The 18,861-nt window shown below is 74.8% G+C and carries 14 protein-coding genes; 5 read left to right on the forward strand and 9 right to left on the reverse strand.

The window, feature by feature from the left end; translation table 11 throughout:
* Positions 1 to 13: 13 nt before the first annotated feature.
* The 6 genes from HNR08_RS13710 to HNR08_RS13735 all read right to left on the reverse strand — a co-directional run bounded on the left by HNR08_RS13710 (position 14) and on the right by HNR08_RS13735 (position 7,085).
* Positions 14 to 1,123, reverse strand: a complete 1,110-nt coding sequence (locus HNR08_RS13710; RefSeq protein WP_146832482.1) for an FkbM family methyltransferase — start codon at positions 1,121 to 1,123, stop codon at positions 14 to 16.
* A gap of 28 nt (positions 1,124 to 1,151) precedes the next feature.
* On the reverse strand, positions 1,152 to 2,399 hold the full coding sequence (locus tag HNR08_RS13715; RefSeq protein WP_146832479.1) for an ABC transporter ATP-binding protein: 1,248 nt from the start codon (positions 2,397 to 2,399) through the stop codon (positions 1,152 to 1,154).
* Positions 2,399 to 3,304 (reverse strand): ABC transporter permease, encoded by a 906-nt coding sequence (locus HNR08_RS13720; RefSeq protein WP_146832476.1) that lies wholly within the window; start codon positions 3,302 to 3,304, stop codon positions 2,399 to 2,401. Before HNR08_RS13720 ends, HNR08_RS13715 begins: the two co-directional genes overlap by 1 nt.
* Positions 3,305 to 3,377: 73 nt before the next feature.
* The gene (locus tag HNR08_RS13725; protein WP_146832473.1) at positions 3,378 to 4,832 is read right to left on the reverse strand and encodes a glycosyltransferase; all 1,455 of its coding nucleotides are present in this window, start codon (positions 4,830 to 4,832) and stop codon (positions 3,378 to 3,380) included.
* Positions 4,825 to 6,354, reverse strand: a complete 1,530-nt coding sequence (locus HNR08_RS22770) for a glycosyltransferase family 4 protein (protein ID WP_146832470.1) — start codon at positions 6,352 to 6,354, stop codon at positions 4,825 to 4,827. The genes HNR08_RS13725 and HNR08_RS22770 overlap by 8 nt, the downstream gene beginning before the upstream one ends.
* Entirely contained in the window at positions 6,351 to 7,085 is a 735-nt protein-coding gene (locus HNR08_RS13735; protein ID WP_146832467.1) for a hypothetical protein, read from the reverse strand. Before HNR08_RS13735 ends, HNR08_RS22770 begins: the two co-directional genes overlap by 4 nt.
* 134 nt (positions 7,086 to 7,219) lie before the next feature.
* Between HNR08_RS13735 and HNR08_RS13740 the strand changes: the two genes are divergently transcribed.
* Genes HNR08_RS13740 through HNR08_RS13750 form a run of 3 tightly spaced genes read left to right on the forward strand, consistent with a single transcriptional unit; the run spans position 7,220 to position 11,695 of the window.
* Positions 7,220 to 8,206 carry a GDP-mannose 4,6-dehydratase gene (locus HNR08_RS13740; RefSeq protein WP_146832464.1) on the forward strand — a complete coding sequence of 329 codons (987 nt, stop codon included), beginning with the start codon at positions 7,220 to 7,222 and terminating at the stop codon, positions 8,204 to 8,206.
* Positions 8,207 to 8,210: 4 nt separating this feature from the next.
* Positions 8,211 to 9,185 carry a GDP-mannose 4,6-dehydratase gene (locus HNR08_RS13745; RefSeq protein WP_146832461.1) on the forward strand — a complete coding sequence of 325 codons (975 nt, stop codon included), beginning with the start codon at positions 8,211 to 8,213 and terminating at the stop codon, positions 9,183 to 9,185.
* Positions 9,182 to 11,695, forward strand: coding sequence for a glycosyltransferase (locus tag HNR08_RS13750; protein WP_146832457.1), 2,514 nt, complete (start codon positions 9,182 to 9,184; stop codon positions 11,693 to 11,695). The genes HNR08_RS13745 and HNR08_RS13750 overlap by 4 nt, the downstream gene beginning before the upstream one ends.
* 25 nt (positions 11,696 to 11,720) lie before the next feature.
* On the opposite strand, the gene HNR08_RS13755 is transcribed toward HNR08_RS13750, so the two are convergent.
* Positions 11,721 to 14,108 carry a glycosyltransferase gene (locus HNR08_RS13755; RefSeq protein ID WP_146832454.1) on the reverse strand — a complete coding sequence of 796 codons (2,388 nt, stop codon included), beginning with the start codon at positions 14,106 to 14,108 and terminating at the stop codon, positions 11,721 to 11,723.
* Between the two features lie 83 nt (positions 14,109 to 14,191).
* Between HNR08_RS13755 and HNR08_RS13760 the strand changes: the two genes are divergently transcribed.
* Positions 14,192 to 16,345: a glycosyltransferase family 39 protein gene (locus HNR08_RS13760; RefSeq protein WP_146832451.1), complete on the forward strand. Its 2,154-nt coding sequence runs from the start codon at positions 14,192 to 14,194 to the stop codon at positions 16,343 to 16,345.
* On the opposite strand, the gene HNR08_RS13765 is transcribed toward HNR08_RS13760, so the two are convergent.
* Positions 16,342 to 16,956 carry a dTDP-4-dehydrorhamnose 3,5-epimerase family protein gene (locus HNR08_RS13765; protein ID WP_146832448.1) on the reverse strand — a complete coding sequence of 205 codons (615 nt, stop codon included), beginning with the start codon at positions 16,954 to 16,956 and terminating at the stop codon, positions 16,342 to 16,344. The two genes, HNR08_RS13760 and HNR08_RS13765, sit on opposite strands and share 4 nt — an antisense overlap.
* Before the next feature lie 77 nt (positions 16,957 to 17,033).
* Between HNR08_RS13765 and rfbD the strand changes: the two genes are divergently transcribed.
* Positions 17,034 to 17,900 carry a dTDP-4-dehydrorhamnose reductase gene (gene rfbD / locus HNR08_RS13770; protein ID WP_216447564.1) on the forward strand — a complete coding sequence of 289 codons (867 nt, stop codon included), beginning with the start codon at positions 17,034 to 17,036 and terminating at the stop codon, positions 17,898 to 17,900.
* A 39-nt stretch (positions 17,901 to 17,939) separates the two neighbouring features.
* On the opposite strand, the gene rfbA is transcribed toward rfbD, so the two are convergent.
* On the reverse strand, positions 17,940 to 18,809 hold the full coding sequence (rfbA, locus tag HNR08_RS13775) for a glucose-1-phosphate thymidylyltransferase RfbA (protein ID WP_146832445.1): 870 nt from the start codon (positions 18,807 to 18,809) through the stop codon (positions 17,940 to 17,942).
* Between the last annotated feature and the right edge of the window lie 52 nt (positions 18,810 to 18,861).

An 18,861-nucleotide genomic window follows, 5' to 3' on the forward strand; every position in this document is an offset into this window, starting at 1 on the left:
CGGCGGCCCCGGCTCAGCGGCTGCGCAGGCGCTGAGCCACCCGGCCCACCAGCCCCCGCTCGCGCGCGGCCAGCTGCTCGCTCGTCCGGTCGAGCTCGGCCTCCGCCGCCGCGAGCCGCACCTGCAGGTCCTCGATCAGCGCGTGCCGCTGCCGGGAGAGGTCCTCGGTGGCGCGCTGGTGCTCGCGCGTGGCCTCGAGCTCGTCGAGGACGCGCTGCAGGTCGGGCTCGACCTCGCCGAAGTAGGACTCCTTGTATCGGGCGTGGCTCATGGCGATCGTCGCGCCGCGGTCGCGGTCGTCGAACGAGACGACGACGAGGCCGTCACCGCTGTAGGACTCGCCGACCGTGTGCTCGGCGAGGACGTGCCCGCCGAGCTCGTCGATCCGGGCGAGGGCCTCCTGGTGGGTGGTCGCCCGGCCGGAGATCATCCGGTGGTGCGTCGAGATGACCATGAACCGGATGCGGCCCGCCCGGACGAGGCCGTCGATGCTGTCGAGGAGGTCGCGCTCGAACCCCTGGATGTCCGCGAGGACGACGGAGGCCCGGGCGACGCCGGTCTCGTCCATGAGGGACTCGAGCGTGTACACGGGGACGGTCACCGTCTCGCCGGTGCTCTCAGCCTCGAACGAGGCCTCGGTACCCGCCTCGCCGCCGATCGCCCCGGTGACGAAGGTCGCGTCCATCCCGTTGATCGCCATGTTGCGCCGGCCGACCTCGAGGTACGCCGGGTCCGGCTCCATGCCGACCGAGCGGCCGCCGGTGCGCTGCTGGAACCACATGCTGTAGTACGACCAGTAGCAGCCGAGCTCGACGATGACCGGCTCGTCCTCCTGCTCCGCGACGCGCTCCAGCACGTCCGCGAACGCCACCTCCTCCTGGGGCTCGTGGTGCCCCTGGAGCCCGGTGATGATCTCGGTGGTCCAGGTCCCCAGGTAGCCGCCCTCGAGGACGAGCAGGCCGTTGTGCATGCGCTGCACGCGTGACCCGTCGTCGAGCGTCAGCACCTCGCCGGCGCCCTCCACCTTCGGGAGGCGGTCGGTGTCCCGGCAGGAGATGGTCATCGCGACCCGCCGCGCGTGGTCCGCGGCGATCTCCTCCGGGGTGGGGCCCGTCTGCGTCATGTCGGTTCTCCGGTGTGCGTCGTCGCGGTCAGGCGGAGGTCACGCTGAACGTCGGCTTCGTCCAGACGATCCCGATGCTCGAGTCGTCCGTCACCGACGAGAGCAGGGCCCCCTCGCGCAGGCGGTGGAGCTCGATGCCGTTCTCCGCGGAGATCGCCGCGTGCAGCACGAGGCTGGTGTCGCCGATCCAGAGCGAGGGCAGGTCGAACTCGAACGTCTGCGTGCCGATCACCGTCGGGATGCTGATGCCGAGCAGCTTGGAGTTCGTACCGTAGAGCAGATTCCCGGCGGTGTCCTCCATCGCGATGCCGACGTAGCCGTTGACCACGGGGGCGTCGGCGTGCACCGTCACGCGCACGCGGATGCCCTCCCCGGGACGCAGCACCTCGGTCGGGCTGCCGTCGGACGCGTGCACGGCGAGGGACACGACCTCGGCCGTCGGCGTGGGGGGTGCCAGGGTCACCGCGGCCTGCTCGGCCTCGGCCTCGGCCTGCGCCTGCGCCGCGCGCTCGAGCTCGTGGGCCACGTCGTCCTGGCGCATCTGGTCGTACTCCTCGCGCAGGGCGCGGAGCGAGTCGCGGGGGGCGCCGTCGGCGATCACCGTGCCGTGGTCCAGGACGACGGCACGGTCGCAGACCTCGAGCACCTGGTTGAGCGAGTGGGTCACCAGGACGATGGTGCGACCCTCGTGCTGGAACGCGCGGATGCGGTCCATGCACTTGCGCTGGAACGCCTCGTCGCCCACCGCCAGGACCTCGTCGACCAGCAGCACGTCGGGGTCGACGTGGATGGCGACGGCGAACGCCAGGCGCACGTACATGCCCGACGAGTAGAACTTCACCTGGGTGTCGATGAACCGCTCGATGCCGGAGAAGTCGACGATCGCGTCGAAGTGGCGCTCGGTCTCCTGGCGGGACAGCCCGAGGATCGACGCGTTGAGGTAGATGTTCTCCCGGCCCGTCAGGTCGGGGTGGAAGCCTGCGCCGAGCTCCAGCAGGGCCGCGAGGCGCCCGCGCAGCATGACCGACCCGGTGGTCGGCTGGATGATGCCGCCGACGGTCTTGAGCAGGGTCGACTTGCCCGAGCCGTTCGGCCCGATGAGGCCGACGGTGCTGCCGGCCTCGATGTCGAAGGAGACGTCGCGCAGCGCCCAGAAGTCCTCCTTGTGGAGGTTCGAGCGCCGCAGGTTGACGACGCGCTCCTTGAGCGACTTCTCCTTGCGGATGACGAACCGCTTGGAGACGTTCTGGATCGAGATCACATCGGGGCGCGACATCACAGCTCCTGGGCGAAGTTGCTCTGGAGGCGGCCGAACAGGCGCTGCGCGATCCAGAGGAGGAGGAGGCCGACCGCGAGCGCGATCCCGAGCATCCCCGCGAGGTGCGGCAGCTCGGTCTGCGTCGAGCCGGCGACCCAGAACGTGCGCTGGAAGCCGATGACGACGAGCGTGATGGGGTTCGCGAGGTACAGGTCGCCGAGGATCGTCCCGCCGATGCGGCCCTCGACCAGCGCCCACGAGTAGACGATCGGCGACGCCCACATCATCACCATGATGGCGATCTCGACGAGGTACTGGACGTCGCGCAGGTAGACGTTCGCGGCCGCGAGGACCAGCGCGGAGGCCGTGGCGTAGACCAGGAGCACCGCGAGGGACAGCGGCAGGTACAGCCAGCGGCTTCCCGTGGGGAACTCGCCGGCCACGACGGTGGCCACCGTGAGGATGCCGAGCTGGATCACGAAGTTCACCAGCGAGGACCCGACGACGCTGAGCGGGAAGATCTCGCGCGGGAGGTACACCTTCTTGACCAGCCCGGAGTTCGCGACGACGGACGCCGTCCCGGTCGTGATGATCTCCGAGAACAGCCCCCAGGCCGTCAGGCCGGTGAAGACGAAGATCGCGAAGCTCGGGATCTGGCGCTCGGCCTCGAGGAACTTGCCGAGGGCGATGTAGTAGACGAGCAGCATCGCCAGCGGCCGCATCAGGCTCCAGAAGAAGCCGAGGACGGAGTCCTTGTACTTCGCCTTGAGCTCGCGGCGGACGAGCAGGCCCAGGAGCTCGCGGTGGTCGGCGATCTCCCGGATGGACGAGAGCGTGCCGCGGAAGAACCCGGGTCGCGGGCCGGCGAGCCGCATCGGCTCCTGCTCGAGCTCCGCGAAGCGCTCGGTGCTGGTTGTGCTCATTGTTCCCCTCATCGGATCGGTGCGACGGGCGCGTTCGGCGCCCCGCACCGGCGTCGAGTGTATGCGGCGCGGGTCAGCCGGCCGTGCGGCTTCCCTCGGCCAGCTCGGCCCAGAGGTCGTCGGCGTAGTCCTGCCACGTCCGCGCGACCGCCCGCGGCGTGCGCCCGGCCGGCCGGCCGGGACGCACGAACGGGCGGATCGCCTCCGCCAGCGAGGTCGAGTCGTCCGGGTCGGTGACCGCCCCCTCGCCGACCGAGACCGGCGGCCGGCCGTGCGGCCCGCCGAGCACGGGCACGCCCAGCGCCCGCGCGACGAGGCTGTGCAGGCCGATCGGGTCGTGCTGCGGCACGTCGACGAGGCACCGGGCGCGCTCGAGGACCGCACGGAGCTGCGTCGCGTCCGTCCCGTCGAGGACCGCCACCGGGCACCCGGCCTCCCGCAGCCGCGTGATCTGGCGCTCGAGCGCGGCGGGGGCGTCCCGGCGGTACCCCAGCAGGACGAGCTGGAAGTGCAGCCCGGACCGCCACAGGGTGTTCGCCGCCCGCAGGACGAGGAGCTGGTTGCCGCGCGGGCCCAGCCCCCCGGCCGACACCAGGAGCGGCAGCGGGTCGGCGTCGACGTCGCGCACCCGGCCGTCGGTCCCGTGGCCGTCCGGCACCTCGTCGGCCAGGGGGACCGTGACGACCTCCGGCCCGGCGAGGTCGAGCGTGCGCACCATCTCGCGCCAGCCCTCGTACTCCTCGGCCGCCACCGGCCCGACGGCCGCGAGCCGGCCGACGTGCCGCAGCACGGTCAGCGCGTGCGCCGCACCCGCGGCCTCCGCGGGGGTGCGGTCGTTGCAGGTGATCGCCGGCTCGCCGAACCCGATCGCCCCGGAGCGGACCGCGCCGTGCTCGACGAGGGCCCGGGCCCGGGCCGCCGCGTCGGCGTCCGTGGGGGCGCGCAGCACGACGACGGGCACCTGCCACGGCACCACGACGAGGCGCGGCCCGGGGGTGTCGTCCTCGTCGTCTTCGTCGGGGCCGGCGCCCAGCGCGTCGGGGGAGCGGTCGACCAGGGCGGTGCCGGACCGGGCCCACGCGACGGTCCGCGCGTCGCTGCGCGAGCGCCACGCGGCGACGACCTGGTCCACGACGATCCCGGAGCCCAGCTCGTCGGCCGCGCCGTCGGACCGGCCGACGTCGACCAGCGTGCGGTCGCGCTCGACGACCACCTCGACGTCGGCGACGGCGCGTCCGGCCAGGCGGTCGAGGAGCGCCGCGGGGCCGTCCGCCCGCAGCAGCCGCACGTCGGCCACGGTCTCGGCGGACGTGGGCAGCACGCCGCACAGCACGGCGGCGGTGAACCACACCTCGGCCGGGGTCGCCGCCGCGAGCCGGGCCCGCAGGGCGTCCGGGGCCGGGCCGGCGGGCGCGGGGTCGCCGGGAGCCGCCAGGTGGGCGAGGACGACGGCCGCGCGCGCACCGAGCAGCCCCGCGGTCGCCCGGGTCGGGGCGTCGGCGGCGGTGGCGGTGGTGCGGCTAGGCACGGGGTCCTCCGGGCAGCTCGAGGTCGGCCCAGAGCTGGGCCGCGTAGTCGTCCCAGGAGCGCGGGACCCGGGCGAGGGCCTCCTCCCGGAGTGCCGTCACGAGGTCGTCCTCGGTCAGGAGGCGGCGCATGGCGCGCACGATGTCGTCGTCGTCCCGCGGGTCGACGACGAGGCAGCCGCCGTCCGCGGCGATCTCCGCCATCGAGCCGTACCGCGTGGTGAGGGTGGGGGTCCCGGAGGCGAGCGACTCGGCGACGGGGAGCCCGAAGCCCTCGTGCAGCGAGGGGAAGGCCGAGAAGCGCGCCGTCCGGTACGCCTCGACGAGGTCGGCGTCGCTCAGACCGGCCCGGAGGGCCACGCGCCGGCCCCGGGACTGCAGCAGCGCGACGCGAGCGGCGAGGCCGTCGCTGCCCCAGCCCGCCCGCCCGATCAGCTGCAGCTCGAAGTCCAGCCCCTCGTCCCAGAGCACCTCGGACGCGGCGAGCAGGGCCGCGTGGTTCTTGTGCATCTCCTGGCTGCCGACCGCGATGACCAGCGGGACCTCCCGGCCCGGGTCGTGCGTCGCCGCGGCGATCGGCGGCTCCGCGGGCAGGGAGACCTCCACGACGCGGGGCGCGGTCCGCCCCCGCGCGGCCACCATGCGGGAGACGCCGGCGAACTCGCGGCTCGCCGCGCGGCTGATGCCGGCGATCGTGTCCGCCCGGGTCAGCACGCTGAGGTACGAGACGAAGTTGTCCGGCTCGGCCGGCGGGCGCAGGTCCGCGCTCAGCAGCGGGATGGTGTCGTACCCGATGGCGCACAGGCGGGAGCCCGAGAACTCGGCGAGCGTGTCCACGGCGGGGCACATGGGCGGCAGCACGACCTCCATGAGGACCACGGTGCACCGCCACGGGACGACGAGCCGGAAGTCGCCGCGCGGCACCGGGGGCCGGTCCAGGTGGATCTGGTCGTTCCACCGCAGGACGCGGTCCTCCTCGATCGGCTCGAGGGTGCGCATCGCCCAGGACTCGTCGGTCCAGGCGACCGGGAGCACGGCGTGGTCGCGCACCAGCCGGGGGACCGTCTCGCGCGCGACGCGCTGGATGCCGGTGTGGTGGTCGGCACGGGCGCAGTAGTCGACGCTCAGGAGGACGCCGTCCTGGACGACGTCCATCTCGTAGGTCGGTGTGCCCCGGGTCCGCGCGATCTCGGCGCCCACGCGGAGCAGCCACATCGCGGCCTCGCCGACGTCGGAGCCGCGCACGACGTGCACGAGCTCCAGCAGCTCCTCGCGCTCCGGGTAGCAGCTGGTGACCGCCGTCATCGTCAACCACGCCCGCGCGGTCTCCGGCCGGCCCGCCAGGTCCGAGACGAGCAGGTCCAGCAGGAGGCCCGCGTCCGCCGCGGCGTCGTCGGTGGCCGGGGGGACCTGGTCCAGGAGGACGGCGGCCACCGCGCGCAGGCGCTGCCGCAGGGCGGCCACCTCGGGGGTCGTCCCCGTCGCGCCGGAGGTGGCGCGGGCCGGTGCCACGGCGACGCTCACCGGCGCGCCCGCAGCCGCCGGACGGGGGCGAGCGTGGACACCATCCGCAGGGGGCGCGTCACGCGCCACGACAGCGTCGCCTTCACGGCGGCGAGCTCGTGCGCCAGCAGCGCGGCCGTCTGGTCCGGCTCGCGGTCCTCCTCGGCGGCGTCGCCCGGCCAGCCGGCGAGGGCGGCCGCGCGCCAGCGCTGGATGCTCCGGGCGGCGTCCTCGAGGTCGGCGCGCAGCGCGGCCTCGGTGGCGCGCTCGAACCCGTCGCGGCTGTCCGCCGGGTACGACAGGAGCTCGCCGAGGCGGGCGTCGTGCTCGGCGGCGACGAGGAGCTCCGAGCGCCCGACGACCAGCCGGCGCACGTACCCCTCGGGGGCGTCGTGCTCGTCGGCGTCAGCAGGGCGGACGAGGAGCACCCAGGGCCGGGCGCCGGAGGCCAGGAGCTCGCGTGCGGCGGCGGGGCCGGGCACGACGGCGAGGTGGAGCGCGCCGTCCAGCGCCGCGGTTGCCCCCGTGAGGTCCTCGGCGACGTCCTCGCCCGGTCGTCGCGCCGCGCCGTCCGCGCCGGCGACCAGGACGCCGCGCCAGCCGAGGTCGGCCAGCGCGCGCGTCGGCGACTGCTCCTCGGCGGCGACCGGGGCCACCTCGAGGTAGGTGCCCGGGGTCACCCACCCGAGGGCACGGTGCAGGACCACGTCCTCGGCATCGACGGCATACGACAGGAAAGCAGGGTGAGGCACCGCGACAGCATAGCCACCGCCCGGTGGCACCGGGCCGCCCCGGGCCGGTGGTCCGGCACGGGCGGGGAACGGGCGCCGGCCGCGGTGACGGCCGCTAGGATCGGCGGGACTTCATCCCCGACGATCGAGGAACCATGCGTCGCGCACTCATCACCGGCATCACGGGCCAGGACGGCCTCTACCTGTCCGAGCTCCTCCTGTCGAAGGGGTACGAGGTCTTCGGCCTCGTGCGGGGGCAGAACAACCCCAAGATCGACCTGGTGCGCAGCACGGTCCCCGACGTGAAGCTGCTGACCGGCGACCTGACGGACATCTCCTCCCTCCTGCGCGCGCTCGAGGTCTCGCAGCCCGACGAGGTGTACAACCTCGGCGCCATCTCGTTCGTCGCGTACTCCTGGGAGAACGCGATGGTCACGAGCGACGTCACCGGCCAGGGCGTCCTGCACATCCTCGAGGCCATCCGGCTGTACTCCCACGACGACCCGAGCAAGGTGCGCTTCTACCAGGCGTCGAGCTCCGAGATGTTCGGCAAGGTGCAGGAGGTCCCGCAGCGCGAGTCGACGCTGCTGTGGCCCCGCTCGCCGTACGGCGTCGCCAAGGTGTTCGGCCACTACATGACGATCAACTACCGCGAGTCCTACGGGATGCACGCGTCGTCCGGCATCCTGTTCAACCACGAGTCGCCCCGCCGTGGCCCCGAGTTCGTCACGCGCAAGGTGACGCAGGCCGTCGCCCGCATCTCGCTCGGCCTCCAGGACCAGCTCGTGCTCGGCAACCTCGACGCGAAGCGCGACTGGGGCTTCGCCGGGGACTACGTCGAGGCGATGTGGCGCATGCTGCAGCAGCCGGAGGCCGACGACTACGTCGTCGCCACGGGTGAGACGCACTCGATCCGCGAGCTCCTCGACATCGCCTTCGCGCGCGTCGGCATCGACGACTGGAGCCGGTTCGTCGCCCAGGACCCGCGCTTCATGCGCCCGGCGGAGGTGGACCTGCTCATCGGCGACCCCGCCAAGGCGCAGGACGTGCTCGGCTGGCAGCGCAAGGTCGACTTCCCGGGTCTGGTCACCATGATGGTGGACAACGACCTCGAGGAGCAGCGCGCCCTCGCCGGGCGGTGAGCGGGTGCTGACGGCGCTCATCACCGGGATCACGGGCCAGGACGGCACGCTCCTCGCGCGCCGGCTCGCGGGCGAGGGCGTCGAGGTGCACGGCATGGTCCGTGCCGAGGACGACCGGCAGGTCGCGGCCGCCGGCCTGCCGGAGGGGGTGCACCTGCACGTCGGCGACCTCGCGGACGCCGACCTGCTGCGTGCGCTCGTCGCCGAGGTCGCCCCGGACGAGCTCTACAACCTGGGTGGCATCAGCTCGGTCGGGTACTCGTGGGACCAGCCGGTCCTGACGGGCCTGGTCAGCGGCCTGGGCGCGGTCGCCGTGTTCGACGCGGCGTACCACGCCCAGGAGCAGCACGGCCGGCCCGTGCGGGTGCTGCAGCCGTCCAGCGCGGAGATCTTCGGCTACCCGGAGACCTCGCCGCAGGACGAGCGCACGGCGATCCGGCCGGTGTCGCCGTACGGCGCGGCGAAGGCGTACGCGCACCAGATGGCGGCCGTGTACCGGACGCGCGACCTGCACGTGGCCACCTGCATCCTGTACAACCACGAGTCCCCCCTGCGCCCGCCGACGTTCGTCACGCGCAAGATCACGCAGGCGGCCGCGGCGATCGGTGAGCGCGGCTCGGGCGTCGTCAGCCTGGGGAACCTGGAGGCGCGCCGCGACTGGGGCTGGGCGCCCGACTACGTGGACGCGATGGTCCTCGCCACCCGGTTCGAGCGGGCGGAGGACTTCGTCGTGGCCACGGGCCGGACGCGTTCGGTCGCCGAGTTCGTCGCGAGCGCCTTCGCCCGCGTCGGCATCGAGGACTGGCGCGCGCACGTCGAGGTGGACCCGCGGTTCTTCCGCCCGGTCGACCCCGGCGAGGTGACCGGCGACGCGTCCCGCGCGCGGGACCTGCTCGGCTGGGCGCCCAGGGTGTCGTTCGACGAGATGGTGGGGCGGATGGTCGACCACGACCTGGCGCTCCTGCGAGGAGAGGCATGACCGGCAGTGCGGTGACGGTGCGACCGGGGGTCGTCTCCGTCGTCCTGGTGAACTACAAGGGTGCCGAGGACACCATCGCGTGCCTGCGGGCCTTCGAGGACGTCGACTGGCCGGCGGACCGGTACGAGCTCATCGTCGTCGACAACGGCTCCGACGACGGGTCGCTCGAGGCGATCCGGGCGGCCGTGCCGGGCGCCCGGCTGATCGACGCGGGGGAGAACCTCGGCTTCGCGGGCGGCTGCAACCGGGGCGTCGAGGCGGCGACCGGCGAGTACGTGGCGTTCATCAACAACGACGCCCGGCCGGGCGCCGGCTGGATCTCCGCCGCGGTCGCCGCGTTCGAGGCCGAGCCCGCCGTGGGCGCGGTCGCGTCCAAGGTCCTGGACTGGGACGGGAACCTCATCGACTACGTCGACGGCTCGCTCACGTGGTTCGGCATGGGCTACAAGCGCGAGGTCGAGAAGCCCGACACCGGTCAGTGGGACACCCCCAAGGACGTGCTCTTCGGCACCGGCGCGGCGATGTTCGTCCGGGCGGAGCTCTACCGCGAGGTCTGCGGGTTCGACGAGCGGTTCTTCATGTTCTACGAGGACGTGGACCTCGGGTGGCGGCTCAACCTGCTCGGCCACACCGTGCGGTTCGTGCCGACCTCCGTGGCGTACCACCGGCACCACGTCACGATGAAGAAGTTCGGCAACTTCCGCGAGAGCTACCTGCTCGAGCGCAACGCGCTGCTCTCCATGTACAAGAACTACGACGACGAGTCGCTGGCCCGGGCGCTGCCCGCGGCCATGGCGCTCGCCGTGCGCCGCTCGATCGCCCGGACCGGCACCGACGCGACCGCGCTGGACCTCCAGCGCTCGCCCGGCGGCGAAGACGTCGGCACGCTCGAGGTGCCCAAGATGGCGCTGACCGGGCCGTACGCGATCGACTACTTCGTCGAGCAGCTGCCCGGCCTGGCGGAGACCCGCGCCGAGCTGCAGGCGCTCCGCCGCCGGACCGACCGCGAGCTGTTCCCGCTGTTCCGCGAGACGATCGAGCCCGCCTACGGCATGCCGTCGTACCTGGCGGCCCACGAGGCGCTGGTCCGGGCGTTCGGCATCGACACCCACATGCGCGGCCGGCAGCGCGTGCTCGTCGTCACCGGCGAGCCGCTGCTCGACCGGATGGCCGGCCCCGCGATCCGCGCGTGGGAGATCGCGTCGGCGCTCGCCGGGCAGCACGACGTGCGCCTGCTCTCCACCGCGGGCGCGCGCACCCGGGACGAGCGGTTCGAGGTGCTGGCCGCCCGCGGCGGCGCGGAGCTGCGCGCCCAGACCGACTGGGCGGACGTCATCGTGTTCCAGGGCTTCCTGCTGGAGCAGGCGCCCTGGCTCGTCGACAGCAGCACCATCCTCGTCGCCGACATCTACGACCCCATGCACCTCGAGCAGCTCGAGCAGGGCAGGGACCTGGGCCCGGAGGGCCGGGCGCAGTCGGTGGCCGAGACGACGCGGATCCTCAACGAGCAGATCGCCCGCGCCGACTTCCTGCTCTGCGCGTCCGAGAAGCAGCGCGACTTCTGGCTCGGCCAGCTCGCGTCCCAGGGGCGCGTGAACGCCCAGGTCTACGACGAGGACGCGAGCCTGTCCTCGCTCCTGGCCGTGGTGCCGTTCGGCATCGACGACACGCCGCCGCAGCAGCGGCGCCATGCGGTGCGCGGGACGATCCCGGGGATCGGCCCGGACGACAAGGTGATCGTCTGGGGCGGGGGCGTCTATAACTGGTTCGACCCGTTGACGCTCATCCGGGCCGTGGCCGACCTGGCGGCGGACCACCCCGACGTCCGACTCGTCTTCATGGGCATGAAGCACCCGAACCCCGGGGTCCCGGACATGAAGATGGCGTGGGACGCGCAGCAGCTCGCCTCCGAGCTCGGGCTGACCGGCCGGCACGTGTTCTTCAACGAGGGCTGGGTGCCCTACGCCGAGCGCGCGGACTTCCTGCTCGACGCGGACGTCGGCGTCTCGACGCACTTCGAGCACATCGAGACGCAGTTCTCGTTCCGCACGCGGATCCTCGACTACCTGTGGGCGTCGCTGCCGATCGTGGCCACGGACGGGGACACGTTCGCGTCGCTCATCCGGGAGCACGGGCTCGGCCGCGTGGTGCCGCCCGAGGACGTCGACGCCCTGCGCGCCGCGCTCGAGGAGACGCTCTACGACGAGGACCTGCGCACCCGGACGCAGGCCGCCGTGCGGGAGTTCGCCGCGACGATGACCTGGTCGCGGACCCTGGTCCCGCTCGTCCGGTTCGCCGCGTCGCCGCGCCGGGCCCCGGACCTCGCCGTCCGCCGGCTCGGCGAGCGGGACGAGGTGCGCCCGGCGGTCCGCCGCCGGCACAGCGTCCGGGGTGACCTGGCGCTCGCCCGCGGCTACTTCCGGGCCGGGGGCCTCGGCGAGGTCACCAGCCGGGCGATGGGCCGCGCGCGTCGCGTGCTCGGCGGGGGCGCGCCGGCCGACGGGGCCTGAGACCCGGCGCCCGCGCCCCGGCGGCTCAGCCGCGCGGGTGCGCGAGGCGCCGCCGCACCCGCTCCCGGAGCAACGGGGGACGCGCCGGCTCGGGTCGCTCCGTCCGGGGCGGGGCGGCGTGCACGGCGTCCAGGGCGGCCAGCAGCCGGGTCCCGGCCGCGGCGGCCGAGTGCCGGGTGCGCAGGTCCTCGGCGGCGCGCGCCCCCCTGCGGGCGGCCGCCTCGCGGTCGTGGACCGCGAGGCGCAGGAGGCGGGCCGCCTCGTCCAGGTCGGGCTCGGCCCACGGCGTCCCGGCGGGGTACGGCTCGGCCCCCTCCGGGATCGCGGTGAGGGTGCAGTCGACGAGGAAGCTGTTCTCGTCGTCCATGAACTGCAGGTTGCCGCCGTAGCGGGTGGCGACCACCGGCTTCCCCTGGGCCATCGCCTCGGCCATGGTGAGGCCGAGCCCCTCCGCGCGATGCAGGGAGGCCACGACGTCGGCGTGCGCGACCAGGGCGTCGCGGGCCGCGGGGTCGAGGTACTGCTCCAGGAGCAGGACGTCGGGCTCGTCCGCGACGAGCACCCGCAGCCGCTCGGCGTCGGCCTCCCGCAGGTGCGCGTTGATGGACTTCAGCACGAGCACCGGCCCGGAGCCGCGCGGGAAGGCGCGGCGGAAGGCCGTCACCAGCCCCTCGGGGTTCTTGCGCTCGACCGTGCTCAGGTAGTCGAAAGTGAACAGGACCACCGGGCGGTCCGCGGGGAGCCCGAGGTCCGCGCGCGAGACGGCCGGCGGTGCGGGCAGCGCACGGGGCAGCGGGGGGGTGACGACACGCACCGGGATGTCGACGTGCGGCTCCACGGCCGCCCGGACGAAGTCGGTCGCGACCCAGATCTCGTCGAGGTGCCGGGCGGCGTCGGCGTAGCGCCGGGGGAACGACTCGACCTCCCAGTACCACATGCCGATCCGCCGGTCGGCGCCGAGGGCGGACGGCACGGCCTCCAGCACGGAGCCGGTGAGGTCGGCGTTGACGCACAGCAGCACGGTGTCGTGCCGCTCGGCGCTCGGCGGGCGCGCGTCGCCGCGACGCCGGCTCTGCAGGTGCCGCGTGACCGGCACCGGGGTCGCCGGGATGCCCGCGGCGACCGCGGCCTCTAGCATGAGCCGGGCCGACTCCCCGATGCCGAGGTCGCCGGAGAGGAACCCGACCACGTCCAGCCCGTGCGCCGCCGGGTCGGGGTCCCGCCGGGGCGCGTCGGGCCGGACCGCGTGCTCGAGCGCCGCGGCGAGCAGCGCGGCGTCGTACACCGGCTCCTCCACGGCGTGCCGGGCGGCCCAGTCCAGGAAGTCGCCGGTCTGCTCGCCGGGCACTCCCGGGAACGCCGCCTGGAGATCGGGCCGGCCGCGGTGGATCTCGGCGAGGTAGCGACCGAGGCCGCCGTCCTGCGGCTCGGTCAGCCACCCGGCGAACGCGTCGGCCGCCGCGGGGTCGAGCGGGTCGGGCGGCAGCGCGGCCCCGGTGCGCCCGGCCCGGTCGGCCGCCGCGGCCAGGAGCGCGCGGACCACGTCGTCGGGTGCGCCCCCCGACGCGAGGCGCCGCGGGTCGTGCCGGGGCTCTCGCGCGGGGACGGCGGCGAGGGCGTCGGCGTGCGCCGCGCACCAGCGCGCGAGCGCCGGGTGGTCGCTCAGGCGGGCCCGCCTCGGGCGGTCCCCGCCGAGCGTCCCGAGCAGCCACGGGCGCGCGCGGTCGAACGTCGTGAGGTCGACGGCGTCCACGGGGTCGCCGTCGAGCAGCAGGCCGTCGCCGTCCGTCGCCACGGTGGCGTCCGGCAGCAGGTTCCAGGGGCCGAGCAGGGCTGCGGCGTCGGCGACCACGCGGTGCCCCCCGGAGAGCAGCGCGAGCTCGAGCCTGCCGGGGGTGCGGTCCGGGACGGGCGCCCGGTCCCCGAGCGCGAGGAGGCCGGGGTGCACGGCGCCCGCGGACTCCAGGTCCTCCGCGGTCGGGCTCGGCCCGCCGTCCGGGGACGGCGCGGCGGTGCGGACGACGCCCGCGAGGCCGTCGCCGGGCAGGCCGTCGAGCACGCGCGGGCGCCGCAGCAGCAGCACCCCGGGCTCCAGCACCAGGCGCGGCCCGCCCGGGAGCGACCGGTGGAGCGCGGGGGCGAGCCGCTGCGCCGTCGCGCGCGGGCCGGACGCGACGAGGCGCACGTGCAGCTCCGCGGCGGGCATGCCGAGGGCCTCCGGGTCCACGACCGTCTCGCCGGCGCCCGCGACGTACGAGCCGTCCAGGTCGAGGACGTGCAGCGGCGCCTCGGGCAGCACGCGGCGGGCGGCGCGGGCCGTCGCGGCGGCCGCCCTCGCGCACCGGTGCCAGGTGGTCAGGACGACGACCGGCCCGGGGTCCGCTGCCGGCGTCTCGCCGCGGCTGAGGTGCATGGTGCGGATCGTAACGAGTCGCCGCGCCCGGTGCCGTGGACCGCGACGGGGCGCGCGGCGGCGACTCGGTACGATCGGGCGTCATGTCGGGCGACGGTGATGTGACGGCGGCAGCAGCGGTGCGGGCCGGCACCCCCGGCCCCCGGGCCGCGGCCGCGCGGGTCGTGTCGCGCCCGGTGCGCGTGGCGACGGTGGTCGCGGCGTGGTCCACGGTGCTCGCCGTGCACCTCGTCGCCGCCTGGCCGGCCTACGGGCCGGTCTGGACCGACGACGAGATCGGCGTGCTCGCGAACGCCCGGTTCCTCGCGGGCCGCGGCGCGCTCGAGCTCGCCCACCAGAGCTACTACCCGGGCTGGTCGGTGCTGCTGGTGCCGGTCTGGTGGGTGACGTCGGACCCCGTGCAGGTGTACCGCGCGGCCGTCCTCGTCTCCGCGCTGTGCGGGGCCGGGCTGATGGCGCCGCTGACGCTCCTGGCGCGGCGGGTCGGCCTCGGCCTGGTCCCGGCGACCCTGGTGGCGGGCGCCGTGGCCGTCATGCCGAACGGCGTGACGTACTCGACCACCGCGCTGACGGAGAACTTCCTCGCTCTGTGCACCGCCGTGGTCGCGGTGTGCGGGCTGCGGTACGTGCGCCGGCGCAGCGTCGGGAGCGCCGTGGCCCTCGGGGCGACGGCGGGCTGGACGTTCGTGGTGCACGGCCGGATGGCCGCGCTCGTCGCGATGACGGTCGTCTGGATGCTCGTCGAGGGCCTGCGGCGGCGCCGGGCGGGCTGGGTCGGTGCCGGGGTCGCCGTGGCGGTGACCGCCGCCGGCTACGCCCTCCACCGGTGGGTGTCGGGCACGCTGTACTCGGACACCAGCCGGGAGAGCCTCGCCGTCGACAACCTGCTGGGCGGGACGCCCTCGACGCTGGTGCAGGTCGCGGCGGGCCACCTGTGGTACGCGTCGGTGGCGTGGGTGCTGCTCGCGGCCCTGGGGCTCGTCCTCGTGGTCGACCGGGTCGTGCGCGAGACGCGGCGCCGACGGCCCGACGTCGGGTGGTGGGCTCTCGGCGCGGTCCTGGGCACCGCCGCGATCAGCGTCCTCACCATGGCGAGCGTCCGTGCCGCGGGCGAGAACCGGCTCGACGTGCCGTCGTACGGGCGCTACCTCGAGCCGCTGCTCGCGGTGCTCGCCTGCCTCGGGCTCGCCCTCGTGGTGCGGCGCGCGGCGCCCGCGCGCCTCGTCGTGGCGTCGGCGCTCGTGATCGCGGCCGTCGCCTCGCTCGCGTACGTCCCGTGGATCACCCGCGTCGCCGACCCGTCGGCCTGGTGGGCGCCGATCAACGTGCCCGGCCTGCTGGGGCTGGTGGGCGCGGGCCTGAGTCCCCTCGCGTGGACCGCCGCCTCCGCCGTCACGCTCGTCGCCGGGGCCCTGCTGCTGGCCGCGCGCCGGTCGCCCGCAGCCCGGGTGGCGTGGGCCGCAGGGTTCGCCGCCTACGGCGTGTGCGCGTCGGCCGCGGCGCTCACGGGCGTGCTGTGGGACTTCAACCGGGCGCAGGGGGTCGAGCCGGGGCTGATGGTCCCGATCCGCGCCCTGGCCGGCGAGCCGCTGTCCTACGACTCCGCGGGGGCGGACTGGACCAGCCAGAACAGCTTCCAGTACTGGACCGCCGACACGGACGTCGACGTCTTCGACAGCGACGACGGGACCGCGCCGACGGACCTGGTGATCGCCCGCGCGGACTGGCCCGCGGGCGTCGCGCGGGGAGCTGAGCTGGTCGCGACGAGCGACCGCGACGAGGCCCTCTGGGTGCTCCCCGGGGCGCTGGCCGACGACCTCGCCGCCCGCGGCGCGCTCGTGCCCGAGGACCCCACCGCGCCGCTGCAGGGGTTCGGCGCGACCGCGGAGGCGGTCGGCGGGGCCCCGGGCGGCGTCGTGCCGGCGGGCGGCACCGACCTGGTCGTGCGGCTGTCCAACACCGGGGCGAGCCCGTGGCAGCCGCTCGGCGCGTTCCCCGACCCCACCGGGGCCGTCCGGCTGGTCGCCTGGTGGACCCGCGCGGACGGGACGGTCGAGCCGCAGTTCGGCGAGCTGCGCGGGACGGTGCTCCCCGGCGCGACGGCCGACGTGCGGATCGAGCTCCGCCCGCCGGCCGACGCCGTCGGGGACGTGGCCGTCACGCTCGTGCAGGAGGGGGTGGGGGAGCTGACGCCGCCGGGAGAGCCGCTGCTCGTCCTCCCGACGGCGGCGGGCTAGGCGAGACCCTCCACGTACCGCAGCACGTCGGCGTGCACCGGCAGCGCCCCGCTCGCGAGCGCCTCGTCGAGGGTCGGCGCAGCGAGGTCCTTCTCGGAGAGCTGCGGCGTGAGCGGGGAGCCGTCCCGGGCCGTGGTCGGCCAGTCGATGCCGATCCGCGGGTCGAGGGGGTGCACGCCGTGCTCGCGCCCCGGCGCGTACGGCGTCGAGCACAGGTACAGCACCGTGGAGTCGTCCTCCAGCGACATGAACGCGTGCCCGAGGCCCTCCGACAGGTAGATGGCCCGCCGGTCCACGTCGTCGAGCAGGACGCTGTCCCACTGCCCGAAGGCGGGCGAGCCGACCCGCAGGTCCACGACCACGTCGAGCACCGCGCCCTTGGCGCAGGTCACGTACTTCGCCTGGCCGGGCGGCACGTCGGCGTAGTGCACGCCGCGCAGCACGCCGGCCGCGGACACGGAGCAGTTCGCCTGCTGCACCTCGAACGAGTGGCCGACCGCGTCGCGGAACGGGGCGCCCTGGAAGTACTCCAGGAACACGCCGCGCGGGTCGCCGTGCTGCTTCGGGGTGATCTCCCAGGCGCCCGGGACGGCGAGCGGGCGGTACGTCATGGTCTTCCTCCTGTTGCCGGTACGCCGCACAGACTATCCAGCCCGGTAGATTGGGCCGCCGCCGCCGGGACCGGCGGATGACGACGGGAGACGACGTGCGGTGGTTGGTGGTCGGTGCGGCCGGCATGCTGGGGACGGACCTGGTGCGGGTGCTCCAGGAGCGCGGTGAGACCGTGGCGGGGGCCGACCGGGACACGGTCGACATCACCCGGGCGGAGTCCGCCGCGCGAGCCGTGCGCGAGTACGACGTGGTCGTGAACTGCGCGGCGTACACGGCCGTGGATGCCGCCGAGTCCGACGAGCCGGCTGCCTTCGCGGTCAACGCGGTCGGGCCGGCCAACCTCGCGCGGGCGTGCGCGGCGGCCGGGGCGCGGCTGGTCCAGATCTCGACGGACTACGTCTTCGACGGGGCCTCGGCGGAGCCGTACCCGGCGGACGCGCCCGTCGACCCGCGCTCGGCGTACGGCCGGACGAAGGCGGCGGGCGAGTGGGCCGTGCAGGCGGCGGGCGCCGACGCCCTGGTCGTCCGCACGGCGTGGCTCTACGGGGCGCACGGGGCGTGCTTCCCCCGGACCATCGCCCGGGTGGCCCGGGAGCGCGGCGCGCTCGACGTGGTGGCAGACCAGATCGGCCAGCCGACGTGGACTGTGGACCTCGCAGGCCTGGTGGTGGACCTCGTCACGGCGGGCGCGCCCGCGGGTGTCTACCACGGGACCTCGACCGGGCGGACGAGCTGGCACGGCTTCGCCCGGGCCACCGTCGCCGCGGCGGGCATGGACCCGGAGATCGTGCGCCCGACGACGTCGGAGTCGTACGCCCGCCCGGCTCCGCGCCCGGCGTTCTCGGTGCTCGACCACGCCAGCGTCCGCGCGGCGGGCGTCGAGCCGATCGGCGACTGGCACGACCGGTGGCAGGCGGCGGCGGAGTCGGTGCTCGCCGGCTGACGCGCCGGGGCCGGGCGGTGCCCGCCCGGCCCCGTGCCGTCAGCGACCCTGCTCGAGCAGCCCGAGCAGATAGGTGCCGTACCCGGACTTCACCAGCGCCTCGGCCCGCGTGCGCAGCTCGTCGTCGCTCAGGAACCCGCGCCGCCAGGCGACCTCCTCCGGGGCGCCGACCTTGAGGCCCTGGCGGTGCTCGACGGTCCGGACGAAGTCCGAGGCCTCCAGCAGCGAGTCGAACGTGCCCGTGTCGAGCCACGCGGTGCCGCGGGGGAGGACCTCGACCTGCAGGCGGCCCTGCTCGAGGTAGTGGCGGTTGACGTCGGTGATCTCGTACTCACCGCGCGCGGACGGCTCCAGGTCCCGCGCGATCGCGACGACGTCGTTGTCGTAGAAGTACAGGCCCGGCACGGCGTAGGAGGACTTCGGCGCGGCCGGCTTCTCCTCCAGCGACAGCGCGCGGCCCTGGGCGTCGAACTCCACGACGCCGTACGACGTGGGGTCGGCGACGCGGTAGGCGAACACCGCGGCGCCGTCGATGTCCTCGAACCGGGTGAGCTGGGACCCGAGGCCCGGGCCGTAGAAGATGTTGTCGCCGAGGACCAGCGCCGCCGAGTCGTCCCCGACGAAGTCCGCGCCGAGGACGAAGGCCTGGGCCAGGCCGTTGGGCTCGGCCTGGACCGTGTAGCTGATCGAGATGCCGAACTGCGACCCGTCGCCCAGCAGGCGCTGGAACTGCTCCGCGTCGTGGGGCGTCGTGATGACCAGGACGTCCCGGATGCCGGCGAGCATGAGCGTCGACAGCGGGTAGTAGATCATCGGCTTGTCGTAGACCGGGACCAGCTGCTTGCTGACGCCGAGGGTGATGGGGTGCAGGCGGGTGCCGGAGCCCCCGGCCAGGATGATGCCGCGCATGGGCACCCATTGTGGCGCATCCGGGCCGGTGGCGCGGTCGTTCGCCCCGGGA

The sequence above is a fragment of the Cellulomonas hominis genome, from assembly GCF_014201095.1.
GTDB classification, from domain to species: Bacteria; Actinomycetota; Actinomycetes; order Actinomycetales; family Cellulomonadaceae; genus Cellulomonas; species Cellulomonas hominis.